This is a genomic window from Priestia sp. SB1, from assembly GCF_038898415.1.
Genome location: NZ_JBBJSS010000001.1, coordinates 452,483 through 466,371, shown reverse-complemented (window position 1 = coordinate 466,371; position 13,889 = coordinate 452,483). Strand labels below are relative to the sequence as shown.

Below are 13,889 nucleotides of genomic sequence, written 5' to 3'. Positions count from 1 at the left end.
CAAATAGTGATGGAAAGGGAGACAAGGATGATGAGCGTAAAAACCATCTATGATATTGTGGCCAACATGAAAGAACAGCTTCATGTTGAATTAAGTCATCCATATGTAAAAAAATATATTCATCATCCGCGTATTGATGAAAATAGATTACTGTACATGTGTTCGTTCTTAGATACTCTTTCAATGGAAGAAGAAAAAAAGAACAGCTCTGTGCTATCTGTGATGCTCGTTCAAACCGCACTTGATACCCACGATCTAGTCTCCACTCAAAATGTTAGCGGAAATGAAGGGAAGCTGCATGAGAGGCAGCTGGTAGTTTTGGCCGGAGATTATTACAGCGGCCTGTACTATTACTATTTAGCTCAAAGCAGCCAGCTGAATTTAATGAAAGTTATAGCATCTGCTATTAAAGAAATTAATATTGCTAAGATACACATTTATAACAATCGCTCTACTAATCCACACGACGTTATGAATAGTTTTTTAGCAGCAGAATCATCGTTTGTAAGATGCTTATGTGACTATTTTGAACGTGAAGAGTGGAAAGAACTTTTAAAACATGCAGCGTATTTGAATGGGATATTAAAGCAATTAAAGTCATTACAGCATAAAGAGCCTACTCTCTTGCTAAACTATTGCAAACAAATTGGCATGAATCAAGAACAAATAAAAGAATACCTTTATTCGTATACTCAACGGTCTGTAAATATTGTTAGAGGGTACTTACGAAGTGAATTTGCGATGAATGAGTTTTTAAGAGAGCACTTAGATGAACTTACATCTAGCTTAGAAGTGTTGAAAAATGTCGTAGGAGAAGGATAGAGATATGCAGCAATCAAAAGAACAGCGTGTCCATGGCGTATTTGAAAAAATATACAAAAATTATGATCAAATGAATTCTGTTATTAGTTTTCAGCGTCATAAGGCATGGCGCAAAGATACGATGAAGCGAATGAATGTTCAAAAAGGAACAAAAGCTTTAGATGTTTGTTGCGGAACTGCGGATTGGACGCTAGCTATGGCTGAAGCAGTTGGAGAAACAGGAGAGGCAGTTGGCCTGGATTTTAGTCAAAATATGCTAAAGATTGGTGAAGAGAAAGTAAAAAACTCACCTTTTTCAAATATTACTTTACTACATGGCAATGCAATGGAGCTTCCTTTTGAAGATAATTCATTTGACTATGTAACGATTGGATTCGGACTGCGCAACGTGCCCGATTACCTTCAAGTTTTAAAGGAAATGCAGCGCGTCGTGAAACCTGGCGGAAAAGTGGTTTGCCTTGAAACCTCTCAGCCAACGATGATTGGTTACCGACAAATGTACTTGCTTTATTTTAAGTATATTATGCCTGCGCTTGGAAAGATGGTCGCTAAAAGCTATGATGAATATTCATGGCTTCAAGAGTCAGCTAGGGACTTTCCAGGTCAAAAGCAATTGGCTGATATGTTCCGTGAAGCCGGTTTGACAGATGTTGAAGTGAAATCTTACACAGGTGGAGTAGCGGCGATGCATCTAGGGTACAAACGATAAAAGAGAAAAAGCTTGTCCTACAGGTGCAACAGCCTGTAGGATAAGGAGTAAAGAATGAATATATAATGCAAGGTGAGTCCAATGAAACTAAAAATGATGTACGCTTTTTTGAATACGGATATTACCCTTATTGAGAAAGAACTTGAACAAACTGTTCATACCGATGAAACACTTATCACAGATGCTTCTCTTCACCTTTTACAAGCAGGGGGGAAACGAATTCGCCCTGTATTTGTTTTGTTGGCAGCTAAATTTGGGCATTACAATATCGACCAAATCAAACATGTGGCAGTAGCGCTTGAGCTGATTCATATGGCGTCTCTTGTTCATGATGATGTTATTGATGACGCTGATAAGCGACGGGGAAAACCAACAATTAAGGCAAAATGGGACAATCGTATTGCTATGTATACAGGGGATTACATCTTTGCTCGTGCACTTGAAGTTATGAGTGAGGTTAAAGATGTGGAAGCACATAAAATTTTATCTAATACGATGGTGGAATTAACGCTCGGTGAAATTGAACAGATTAAGGACAAATACAACCTAAACCAAAACTTACGCGTGTATCTGCGTAGAATTAAACGTAAAACGGCACTGCTAATTGCTGCAAGCTGTCAGTTAGGCGCAATTGCAGCGGGAGCTCCTGAAGATATACATAAACGTTTATTTTGGTTTGGATATTACGTGGGAATGTCATTTCAAATTACGGATGACATTTTAGATTTTATCTCATCAGAAGAACAGCTTGGGAAACCAGTTGGCAGCGACTTACTGCAAGGAAATATTACGCTGCCAGTTTTGTATGCCATTGAAAATGCTGAGTTTCGAGATAAAGTAGAACAGCTTTTCGAGAGGGAATATGAGCAAGAGCTGATCGATGAAATTATTTCTGATATTAAATCTTCTAACGCCATTGAACGTTCATTTGAAATGAGCGATCGTTATCTGCAAAAAGCGATGAGCATTTTAGAAGAACTGCCGCCAAACAAGGCGAAAAAAACGCTGCATCAAATTGCGAAGTACATTGGAAAACGGAAATTTTGATTTATTTACTTTCATAAGTTGTAAACTGCTCGAAACAATGTTAATATCTTCATGAGGTGTGATTGCGCTTTCAAAACTTGTTTACATATCATGAACTTCAGGGGTGGAGAGTAAAATGATACAAAAAACGTTTTTAATGGTCAAACCAGACGGGGTACAAAGAAGCATTATTGGTGAGGTTATTTCTCGCTTTGAGAAAAAAGGTTTTCAATTAGTTGGAGCTAAGCTTATGCATATTTCGCAGGAATTAGCTGAAACACACTATGGTGAACATAAAGAGAAACCTTTCTTCGGTGAGTTAGTGAAATTTATCACATCAGGTCCAGTTTTTGCTATGGTATGGGAAGGTGAAAACGTGATTTCAGTATCACGTCAAATGGTGGGGAAAACTAACCCTCAAGAAGCGCTTCCTGGAACTATTCGAGGTGATTATGGACTGATTGTGGATAAGAATATTATTCACGGCTCAGATTCACCAGAAAGTGCGGAGCGTGAAATCAGCTTATTCTTTGAAAGTGAAGAGCTGACTTTCTATAAAAAAGACGCAGACGCTTGGATTTACTAATTTAGATAGCGCAAAAAGACGAATGAATTTTCATTCGTCTTTTTTATTGTGTGTATAAACAAGCTTCTAGGCTATTAAGTGCAAAGATTTCCCCGCATAAACATTTTCATAATGTATTCCGATATATTAATAAGAAGATAAGCGTATATAAAGGTTTTATTTCTTTATACGTCTAACATAAACGTATAGGAATGAGAAAGGAGAGTCAAAAATGATAGATGAATACGACGCGTTTGTGGAGAAAATAAAAACAAAAACAGGCATTGATTTATCACTATATAAGCAGTCTCAAATGCACCGCCGCCTCACCTCGCTGTATGAAAAAAAAGGTTTTTCTAGTTTTTTTGAATATTATCGAGCAATGAACAGTAACAACGAACTGCTTGAGGAGTTTTTAGATCGGATGACGATTAACGTGTCAGAGTTTTATCGCAACTATCAGCGGTGGGATATATTGGAGCAAAAAATTTTACCGACTCTTGTAAAAGGAAAATCAGATCTGAAAGTGTGGAGCGCTGCCTGTTCAACAGGGGAAGAGCCGTATACACTAGCGATGGTTTTATCAACATTTTTTCCGCTTTCGCGTATTTCTATATTGGCGACCGATCTGGATGAAAAAGTGATAGAAAAAGCAAAAATAGGCTTTTATGATGAACGTTCACTTCAGGAAATGCCTGTTTCGATGAAAAATAAGTACTTTCAACAAAGAGGAACCGGGTACTTATTAGATGAAAAAATCAAAAAAACAGTTATTTTTCAAAAACATAACTTACTGTCAGACTCTTTTCCTAAAAACGTTGACTTGATTGTTTGTCGAAACGTGCTTATTTATTTTACCGATGAAGCAAAGCATGCTTTATATGAAAAGTTTAGCAGAGCTTTAGCACCTGGAGGCATCTTATTTGTAGGGAGCACAGAGCAGATTTTCACTCCGCAAAAGTATGGGTTTGAAACGGCTGATACGTTTTTTTACAGAAAAGTAAAGACCATTTAATAGAGATAACCTGAAGCGATTTCTTACAAGCTGAGGTGAAACTTTTTATATATTCTTATGTTATAGTATGGTATAGTCATATTTAAAAATGGAAAAATTCTGACGAATAATACATATTAAGCGGAGGTACGATTATGCGATATTTAACAGCAGGAGAATCACATGGTCCACAGTTGACTACTATTTTAGAGGGTGTTCCCGCAGGGCTTCCTTTAACAGCCGAAGACATCAATACAGATTTAGCGCGAAGACAAAAAGGTCATGGTCGCGGAAGACGTATGCAAATTGAAAAAGATCAAGCGGAAATTTTAAGCGGTGTTCGCCACGGCTATACGCTAGGATCTCCTATTACGTTAGCGGTAGAAAATAACGACTGGAAACACTGGACAAAAATTATGAGCATCGAGCCAATTTCTGAAGAAGAATCAGAAGAAGTAAAGCGTAAAATCTCAAGACCAAGACCAGGGCATGCCGATTTAAACGGCGCTATTAAATATGGTCATCGCGATATGAGAAATGTATTAGAACGTTCTTCAGCTCGTGAAACAACTGTAAGGGTAGCAGCAGGTGCTGTGGCTCGTCAAATCCTTGCTCAGTTCGGGATTTCTGTAGCTGGACATGTATTAGAAATTGGCGGCGTACAGGCAAATCCTCCTCAATACAAAAGCTTAGAGGAACTTCAAGAAGTCACTGAAGCTTCTCCAGTAAGATGTTTTGACTCAGCTGTTGAGAAAGACATGATGCAAGCAATCGATGATGCTAAGAAAAACGGCGATTCGATCGGAGGCGTAGTAGAAGTTATTATTGAAGGCGTGCCAGCAGGAGTGGGCAGCTATGTCCATTACGATCGTAAATTAGATGCGAAGATTGCTGCAGCTGTTATGAGCATTAATGCATTTAAAGGCGTTGAGTTTGGGATTGGATTTGAAGCGGCTCGCAGACCAGGAAGCGAAGTTCATGACGAAATTCTATGGGATGAAGAGAATGGATATACCCGTAAAACAAACAACTTAGGCGGCTTTGAAGGTGGCATGACAACAGGTATGCCAATTGTAGTACGCGGTGTAATGAAACCTATTCCAACGCTTTACAAGCCGTTAAAAAGTGTTGATATTGAAACAAAAGAAGCCTTCGAGGCAAGCATCGAACGTTCAGACAGCTGTGCTGTGCCGGCAGCAAGCGTTGTAGCAGAAGCCGTTGTAGCTTGGGAATTGGCTGATGCGCTAATCGAACAGTTTGGACAAGACCGAATTGATTTAATTGCTGAAAATATTGAGAAAATGCGTGTACATGCGAGGGAGTTTTAATGTTGCAAATTGATATTCAAACTTTATCCAAAACATATCCTCTTTATTTAGGAAATGGATTAATTGAAAAGCTGCCTTCTATTATTGAGAGTGTAAAACCTAATCTGTCGTCGGTGTTAATCATCACTGATTCAGCTGTAGATTCATATTATGGAGAAGCGGTTGTAAAAGCGATTGAGACGCAGTTTAAAGTGGCTAAATACGTAGTACCAAGCGGTGAACACGCAAAGTCATTTCAACATTACTACGATTGTCAGACTTTTGCACTCGAGCAGCAGCTTGACCGCAATGCGCTCGTTATTGCTTTCGGCGGAGGGGTAGTTGGCGATTTAGCTGGATTTGTAGCCGCTACATACATGAGAGGGGTTTCGTTTATTCAAGTGCCAACGACGCTTCTTGCTCACGATAGTGCTGTAGGCGGTAAAGTAGCCATTAATCATGAGCTTGGAAAAAATATGATTGGCGCTTTTTATCAGCCTGAAGCGGTTGTTTATGACATTGATCTTCTTAAAACGCTTCCTGAAAGAGAGTGGCGTTCTGGTTTTGCAGAAGTGATTAAACATGCTTTTATTCACGATGAAGCATTTTATGAATGGCTTCAGCAAAATATACAATCGCTGACTGATTTACAAGATGAAAAATTAATTTATGCTATTCAAAGCGGTATTTTAGTCAAAGCATCTGTTGTAAAAGAAGATGAGACAGAAGCTGGCGTTCGCGCTCACCTGAACTTTGGACATACGTTAGGTCATGCGATCGAAGCAGAGTGCGGCTATGGACAAATCAGTCACGGAGAAGGCGTAGCCATTGGGATGCTGTTTGCTATGAAAGTCAGCAATACGCTTGGGAAAAGCGAGTTCCCTGTAGCTGAAATTGCGAAATGGTTTGAAAAATTTGGCTATGAGACGTCTGTTCCAAACCACCTTTCAGCTGAAAAGCTGCTCGTGAGAATGAAAGCAGACAAGAAGTCCAAATCAAGCAATGTTCATATGGTACTGCTTGAAGGCGTAGGAAAACCTTTTGTTCAACAAGTAGAAGATGAAGTGATTCTTAAGCTGCTGAATGAAGAGCTTCAAGCGTAGTTTCTTCAAAAGCCAAGTAGATAGTAGTTGACAAATGAATTTGAAACGTACTACAATTGGTAACAAGTTAGTTTAGAGATTTTAGTTATGAGAAAAAAATAGACAGTTTAGTTGAGATTAGGGTAGACGAGAATGAGACAGTTGAGCAGAGTTTAGTTGAGTGAATTTTACCATTCGTATACCCAAAGGCCCATTTTTGATGTGTCTTTGGGTTTATTTATTATATCCTCTTTTATATAACCTCATCTATTCTCATTCTCCATGAAATGGAGGATTGAAAGATATGACGAACACGTATACTTCTTTTTTAGAAGACTCTACAAAGTATTTAACCATTCCAATCATAAAAAAAATATTTATCGATAGCATGACACCTGTTGATCTTTTTCAGCAAGTAAAAGATGAAGCTGTATATTTGCTTGAAAGCAATGATGAATCATCACCATGGTCCAATTATTCTTTTATTGGCTTGAATCCGTTTTTGTATGTAGAAGAAGAGAACGGAACCTATCTAGCAAAAAACAAGCAGCTTCAACCTGTGCTGCAAGGAGACAGCTTTAAAGAGGTATTTTGTAAAATTCAGCAAGAGCTGAAAGTGAAAGTACCAGACCTTGCACTTCCTTTTAAAGGAGGAGCAGTAGGATTTATCAGCTACGACGCAGTATCGCAAATTGAAAAAGTAAACGTACATGCCCAAAACGATTTGAACATGCCTACTTTTCACTTTATCTATTGTCAAACGATGCTCGCTTATAATCACCAAACAAAAGAGCTTATGGTGATTCACTACATTCAGCTTGATGAGCAAGATAAAGAACAGCAGAAAAAAGAAAAACATGATGAAGCTCTAGCAGAGATCAATCGATATGTTGAAAGAATAGCGCAGACGGTGAAAGAAAAGCCGATGATGTTTGAAAGCGAGCAGCGCGAAGTTAGCTTTGAAGGTGTGACATCGTCATACCAAAAAGATAAATTTGTGCAAGATGTGGAAAAAATTAAGGAATACATTAAAAGCGGAGATGTTTTTCAAGCCGTATTGTCGCAGAGATTTCAAATTGATACGACCGTAGCTGGATTTGATATTTACAGAGTATTGCGATTAGTTAATCCATCTCCTTATTTATTTTACGTGAAAGTAAAGGGAGTGGAATTGATTGGAAGTTCCCCTGAGCGGTTGATTCAAATTGAAAACGGCCATTTAGAAATTCATCCAATTGCAGGAACGAGAAGACGCGGCAGAGATGCAGAAGAAGATGCGCGCTTGTATGAAGACTTAATTAACGATGAAAAAGAGCGGGCAGAACACTATATGCTCGTGGACTTAGCAAGAAATGACATCGGCCGAGTTGCACAGTATGGAAGTGTCCAAACGCCGGTATTAATGCAGCAGGTTAATTTTTCGCACGTCATGCACTTGATTTCTAAAGTGACAGGACGCCTAGATGAAAAAGTACATCCTATTGATGCGCTGCTTTCTGCATTTCCAGCGGGTACCGTATCTGGCGCTCCAAAAGTGCGGGCGATGCAAATCTTAAATGAAATTGAACCAGTTGCGCGAAATGTATATGCAGGAACCGTAGCATATCTCGGATTTGATGGAAACATTGATTCGTGCATTGCAATTCGTACCATTCTTTTGAAAGACCAAACCGCTTATATACAGGCTGGAGCAGGAGTGGTTGCTGACTCAAAACCGGAGCTTGAGTGGAAAGAAACCCGCAATAAAGCTAGCGCTTTAATTAAAACAATTCAATTAGCTCAAGACATCTACGATAAAAAGGAGGATGTATATGTTTAAAGAATTGTTGAAAAAGTGTTTGCGCGGCGAGTCACTTTCAGCGGAAGAAGCAGAAAAAATTATGAATGATATTATGAACGGTAAAGTCCCGGCAGCTCAAATTGCTAGCGTGCTAACCATTTTAACGTACCGAGGAGAAACCGTCGATGAAATTGTTGGTTTTGTCCGGGGTATGAAAAACAACATGAATGCTATTTCTCTAGAAGAATTAAACGTAGTAGATACGTGCGGTACGGGAGGAGACGGCGCCTCTACGTTTAATATTTCGACGGCTAGTGCGATTGTGGCATCTGCTGCTGGAGTAAAGGTTGCGAAACATGGGAATCGCGCGGTGTCTTCTAAAAGCGGAAGTGCAGACGTGTTAGAACATCTGGATATATGGATTCAAGGAAATGAAAAAGAAGTGAAAAATGCGGTGTCTGACCTCAACATGTCCTTTTTATTTGCGCCGCTTTATCACCCTGCTATGAAGCACGTTGCTGCTACTCGAAAGGAATTAGGGTTTAGAACCGTTTTTAATGCATTAGGTCCGTTAGCAAACCCTACTAATTGCACAAAGCAAGTAATTGGCGTTTACTCTATTGAGCTTGCACGGAAATTAGCAGAAGCGCTTGTTGTACTGGGAGCTAACCACGTTCTTCTCGTTGCGGGCAGGGACGGTTTGGATGAAATTAGTGCCACGGATGTAACGGATATTGTAGAAGTGCAAGACAATGTTATTACAGAATATACGCTTGCACCAGAGGATGTACACTTACAGAGAGGTAAGCTTGAAGACTTGGTGGTAGAAGACGCGAAATCGAGTGCAGAGCTCATTGAATCGCTATTTTTAAATAAAAGTAATGTAACTGCTAAAAATGCAGTCGTGTTGAACTCTGCTGCAGCTATTTACGTTAGCGGAAACGTTTCTACTTTTGAAGAAGGAGTAGCTGTAGCTTTAGAAACAATTGAATCAGGTGCTGCATACACGCAATTACAACGATTGAAATCGAAAAAGGTGGTTGAACATGCTCAATAAAATTATTGAAACAAAAAAAGAAGAAATTCAAAACCTACAGTTACCCGAACAGCAAAATGTTACAAAACGATCATTTTTAGAAGCTTTATCAAATCCAAATCGAGAGCTGGCTCTTATTGCAGAAGTAAAAAAAGCCTCTCCTTCCAAAGGATTAATAAAGGAGAATTTTCAGCCTGTGGAAATTGCTAAAGCCTACGAGGAAGGAAAAGCAGATGCTTTGTCTGTGTTAACGGATCAGCACTATTTTCAAGGACACCGAACGTTTTTAAGTGATATTAAACAGCATGTCTCTATTCCTGTGCTTCGTAAGGATTTCATCATTGATTCCATTCAAGTGGAAGAAAGTGCAAGAATCGGTGCCGATGCTATTTTACTCATCGGAGAAGCACTTGAACCATTAAAATTGCAAGAGCTTTATCTTCAAGCTGCTGAAAAAGAGTTAGATTGTTTAGTAGAAGTGCATTCTTTAGAAACTCTTGAACAGCTGTTAGCTGTATTTACACCGAAGATTATCGGGATTAATAATCGAAATCTTCATACGTTTGAAACCAGCGTGCAGCAGACAAAAGAAATCGCTAAGCACGTGCCGAAAGATCAGCTTTTAGTAAGTGAAAGCGGCATTTACTTATACGATGATGTTTCCTACGTAAAAGAAGCCGGAGCAAAAGCTATTTTAGTAGGAGAATCGCTTATGAGACAGGATAATCAAACCAAAGCGATTAAAAAGCTGTTTGGGGAAAGTGAATATGCTTATTAAGTACTGCGGTATTCGATCAAAACAAGATATAGCTTTAATCGAAAAGTCGGCTGCTACTCACATTGGCTTTATTTTCTACCCTAAAAGTAAACGATATGTAAAGCCTGAACGAGTAAATGAGTTTGTAACGGATGAAATAAAAAAACAAGTCTCGCTAGTAGGGGTATTTGTTAATACACCGGTGGATCAAATACTTGAAATTGCCTCCGTGACAAATTTAGATGTGATTCAGTGCCACGGGCAAGAGACTGCTGCTGAAGTACGTGAGTTAAAGCAGCGTGGATATGAAGTATGGAAAGCACTCCCGCACAATAACGAGACGCTGCAGCAAATGCATGTATATGAAGAAGCTGACGGTTATGTAATTGACAGCAAGGTTAAAGAACAATTCGGAGGAACGGGCGTCGCTTTTGATTGGAGCTTCGTTCCTCAGTATGAATCAGCTGCACAAAAGTTAGGTAAAAAATGCTTTATTGCTGGAGGAATCAATGCTTTTAACATTGAGAACTTGTTACCCTACAAGCCTGGGGCGATTGATATTTCTGGCGGTATTGAAACAAATGGAACGAAGGACTATACAAAAATTATAGAGATTGAAAGGAAGATCCATACTATGACATACAATCATCCTGATGAATTTGGCCGCTTTGGTGAATTTGGCGGAAAATACGTACCTGAAACATTAATGAAACCACTTGAAGAAGTAGAAGCAGCTTTGAATCAAGCAATGAAAGATCCGGCATTTAAAGATGAGTATCTATCCTTACTCGTCAATTACTCAGGGCGTCCAACGGCTTTAACATATGCTGATAATATTACCGAAACACTCGGCGGGGCAAAAATTTATTTAAAACGTGAAGACTTAAATCATACGGGTGCTCACAAAATCAACAATGCCATTGGACAGATTTTACTTGCTAAACGGATGGGCAAAACAAAAATTATTGCTGAAACAGGAGCGGGTCAGCACGGGGTAGCCACAGCTACAGTAGCTGCAAAGTTCGGAATGGAATGTAAAGTATTCATGGGAGAAGAAGATATTGAACGTCAGGCGTTGAACGTCTTTCGCATGAAGCTTCTAGGAGCGGAAGTCATTCCTGCAACTTCTGGAACAAAAACGCTAAAAGATGCAACAAATGAAGCAATCCGCTACTGGGTTCAACACTGTGAAGATCATTTTTACTTAATTGGTTCGGCAATTGGACCGCATCCTTATCCTAAAATGGTTCGAGATTTCCAAAAAATTATTGGAGAAGAAGCAAAAGAACAGTTTACAGCGGTAGAAGGAAAACTTCCGAATGCTGTCGTGGCATGTGTCGGAGGCGGCAGTAATGCAATCGGTATGTTTTATGATTTTATTAAAGAAGAACATGTACGCTTGATTGGAGTAGAAGCAGGGGGGAAAGGACTAAATACAGCTCTTCATGCTGCTAAAATGGCTAAAGGCACAAAAGGTGTTATTCATGGAACGCTCACGTATTTACTTCAAGATGAAAATGGTCAAATTACAGAGCCTTATTCTATTTCAGCAGGTTTGGATTATCCGGGTATCGGTCCAGAGCATTCTCACCTTTCATCTATTGGACGAGTAGAATATGAAAGTGTAACGGATGATGAATCAATCGAAGCTCTTCAGCTGCTGGCGAAAACGGAGGGAATCATCCCGGCTATCGAATCCGCCCATGCGCTGGCAAAAGCATTTGAACTGGCTAAAAGCATGACGAAAGAAGAAACCATTTTAATTTGCTTATCAGGTCGAGGAGATAAGGACGTTCATACATTAGTAAACTTGCTAGAAGGGAAGGAAGAAGAACATGAATACGTTTGAAGCGAGACTACCTAAACATGAAACATTATTTATTCCATTTATTACAGCAGGAGATCCTCATGAAGATGCAACGGTGGAGATTGCTTTGTCTTTGCAAAAGCAAGGTGCTTCTATTTTAGAGCTGGGCGTACCGTATTCCGATCCTTTAGCAGATGGTCCAATTATTCAAGAGGCGTCCAAAAGAGCTTTATCTGGCGGCATGTCTATTTCAAAAGCTATTAAGCTTGTATCGGTGATGAGAAAAAAAGGTGTGAAAATACCGGTAATTCTCTTTACCTATTTTAATCCTGTGTTACAATTAGGTTTAGAATCCTTTTTCGCGTTAATGCGAGAAAATGAAATAGATGGAGTGCTAATTCCGGATTTACCGTACGAAGAGAGTGGCCGTATCCGGGAGCTTGCCGCTGAAAATGAAGTTGCGTACATTTCAATGGTTGCTCCTACATCTAAAGAGCGTATTCAAAAAATTGCTGCAGATGCAACGGGCTTCTTATACTGCGTGTCGTCTTTAGGCGTTACTGGGGTTCGCTCTACGCTGCCGGCTGATATTGGCACCTTTTTAGAAGATGTGAAAGCAGTAGCTTCTATACCGGTTGCCGTCGGTTTTGGGATTTCAACAAGCGAACAAGTAGAGGTATTAAAAGAACACAGCGACGGCATTGTAATCGGAAGTGCAATTGTTAATAAAATTGGCCAGCTTGAACAAGTTCTTTTAAATAAGGATACACGCCGAGACGGATTAAATCAAATTGAGGAGTATGTTGCATCCATCGTTTCGCCTATACAAAAATGCGAGGTGTAACACGGTGAAAGTAAAAGAACAATTACTAACTTTATCTCCATATAAACCAGGTAAGCCAATTGAAGAAGTGAAGCGTGAATTTAATTTAGATCGCGTTGTAAAATTAGCATCCAATGAAAATCCTTACGGCAGCTCTGCTGTAGTAAAAGAGGCGATTGCTGCAGAAATTGAAAATATGGCGCTTTATCCAGACGGTTATGCAGCTGAACTGCGTGCAGCAGTAGCAAAACACGTAGGTGTAGAGCAAGATCAGCTGATTTTTGGAAATGGGTCTGATGAAGTCATTCAAATTATTTGCCGAGCTTTACTATCGGCTGATACAAACACTGTCATGCCAACGCCATCATTTCCTCAATATAAGCACAATGCCGTAATTGAAGGTGCAGAAATTCGTGAAGTACCGCTGCGCGGCGGAGATCATGATTTAAATGCTATGCTTCGTGCAATTGATGAAAATACGACAATTGTATGGGTATGCAGTCCTAATAACCCAACGGGCACGTATGTGAAGGGCGATGAGTTAATTTCCTTTATGAAGCAAGTTCCTAAGCATACGTTAATCGTTATGGATGAAGCGTATTTTGAGTATGCAGCAGATCAAGCCGACTATCCGAATACGGTAGAGCTTTTGAATGAATACGAAAACTTAATTGTACTTCGCACATTTTCAAAAGCATACGGCTTAGCTTCTTTGCGTATTGGTTACGGTATTGCAAACGAATCATTGCTACAAAAAATTGAGCCGGCTCGCGAACCTTTTAATACAAGCCGCATGGCTCAAAAAGCAGCAATCGTTGCTCTTGAAGACCAAGCGTTCATTGAAGAGTGCAAAAAGAAAAATGAAGCAGGTTTGCAGCAGTACTATGCTTTCTGTGATAAGAATGGCTTAAACTATTATCCTTCTTTCACTAATTTTGTTCTAATTGATTTTGGCCGTCAAGGCGATGAAGTGTTTCAATTTTTATTGGAGCGCGGATTTATCGTTCGTTCAGGGAATGCATTAGGCTTCCCAACTTCCGTTCGTATTACGGTGGGAACAAAAGAACAAAATGAACAAATCATTGAATTGCTTCAGCAGTTTGTTAACCAAGAAACGGCGAAAGCTTAATACCTAATATAGTAAAAGATGAGAGTGTGATTTCACACTCTCATCTTCATAT

At 39.5% G+C, this 13,889-nt stretch carries 13 protein-coding genes and 1 pseudogene; all 14 read left to right on the top strand.

From position 1 onward, the window contains the following. The first annotated feature begins 30 nt into the window (after positions 1-30). The 14 genes and pseudogenes from WKH56_RS02355 (at position 31) to hisC (ending at position 13,837) form a co-directional block, all read left to right on the top strand. Positions 31-822 carry a heptaprenyl diphosphate synthase component 1 gene (locus WKH56_RS02355; RefSeq protein WP_310884088.1) on the top strand — a complete coding sequence of 264 codons (792 nt, stop codon included), beginning with the start codon at positions 31-33 and terminating at the stop codon, positions 820-822. Between the two features lie 4 nt (positions 823-826). Beyond that, positions 827-1,531, top strand: a complete 705-nt coding sequence (locus WKH56_RS02350; protein ID WP_013059012.1) for a demethylmenaquinone methyltransferase — start codon at positions 827-829, stop codon at positions 1,529-1,531. Between the two features lie 81 nt (positions 1,532-1,612). Beyond that, on the top strand, positions 1,613-2,578 hold the full coding sequence (hepT, locus tag WKH56_RS02345; RefSeq protein WP_028411507.1) for a heptaprenyl diphosphate synthase component II: 966 nt from the start codon (positions 1,613-1,615) through the stop codon (positions 2,576-2,578). A 115-nt stretch (positions 2,579-2,693) separates the two neighbouring features. Continuing rightward, positions 2,694-3,143 carry a nucleoside-diphosphate kinase gene (gene ndk / locus WKH56_RS02340; protein ID WP_013059010.1) on the top strand — a complete coding sequence of 150 codons (450 nt, stop codon included), beginning with the start codon at positions 2,694-2,696 and terminating at the stop codon, positions 3,141-3,143. 211 nt (positions 3,144-3,354) lie between these two features. After that, positions 3,355-4,137, top strand: coding sequence for a CheR family methyltransferase (locus WKH56_RS02335; protein ID WP_033579750.1), 783 nt, complete (start codon positions 3,355-3,357; stop codon positions 4,135-4,137). A 134-nt stretch (positions 4,138-4,271) separates the two neighbouring features. Beyond that, positions 4,272-5,444 carry a chorismate synthase gene (aroC, locus tag WKH56_RS02330; RefSeq protein WP_310884087.1) on the top strand — a complete coding sequence of 391 codons (1,173 nt, stop codon included), beginning with the start codon at positions 4,272-4,274 and terminating at the stop codon, positions 5,442-5,444. Continuing rightward, entirely contained in the window at positions 5,444-6,526 is a 1,083-nt protein-coding gene (aroB, locus tag WKH56_RS02325; protein WP_028411504.1) for a 3-dehydroquinate synthase, read from the top strand. The genes aroC and aroB overlap by 1 nt, the downstream gene beginning before the upstream one ends. 283 nt (positions 6,527-6,809) lie before the next feature. Further along, the gene (trpE, locus tag WKH56_RS02320; protein WP_028411503.1) at positions 6,810-8,324 is read left to right on the top strand and encodes an anthranilate synthase component I; all 1,515 of its coding nucleotides are present in this window, start codon (positions 6,810-6,812) and stop codon (positions 8,322-8,324) included. Further along, on the top strand, positions 8,317-9,342 hold the full coding sequence (trpD, locus tag WKH56_RS02315) for an anthranilate phosphoribosyltransferase (protein ID WP_028411502.1): 1,026 nt from the start codon (positions 8,317-8,319) through the stop codon (positions 9,340-9,342). Before trpE ends, trpD begins: the two co-directional genes overlap by 8 nt. After that, the gene (gene trpC / locus WKH56_RS02310; RefSeq protein WP_028411501.1) at positions 9,332-10,099 is read left to right on the top strand and encodes an indole-3-glycerol phosphate synthase TrpC; all 768 of its coding nucleotides are present in this window, start codon (positions 9,332-9,334) and stop codon (positions 10,097-10,099) included. The genes trpD and trpC overlap by 11 nt, the downstream gene beginning before the upstream one ends. Next, positions 10,089-10,682 (top strand): annotated as a pseudogene (locus tag WKH56_RS02305) (phosphoribosylanthranilate isomerase); the annotation flags it as partial. The gene trpC and the pseudogene WKH56_RS02305, both read left to right, overlap by 11 nt. Positions 10,683-10,712: 30 nt before the next feature. Next, positions 10,713-11,927, top strand: coding sequence for a tryptophan synthase subunit beta (trpB, locus tag WKH56_RS02300; RefSeq protein ID WP_028411500.1), 1,215 nt, complete (start codon positions 10,713-10,715; stop codon positions 11,925-11,927). Beyond that, the gene (gene trpA / locus WKH56_RS02295) at positions 11,914-12,729 is read left to right on the top strand and encodes a tryptophan synthase subunit alpha (protein WP_034270878.1); all 816 of its coding nucleotides are present in this window, start codon (positions 11,914-11,916) and stop codon (positions 12,727-12,729) included. The genes trpB and trpA overlap by 14 nt, the downstream gene beginning before the upstream one ends. A 4-nt stretch (positions 12,730-12,733) precedes the next feature. Further along, positions 12,734-13,837: a histidinol-phosphate transaminase gene (hisC, locus tag WKH56_RS02290; protein ID WP_034270875.1), complete on the top strand. Its 1,104-nt coding sequence runs from the start codon at positions 12,734-12,736 to the stop codon at positions 13,835-13,837. Positions 13,838-13,889 lie beyond the last annotated feature (52 nt).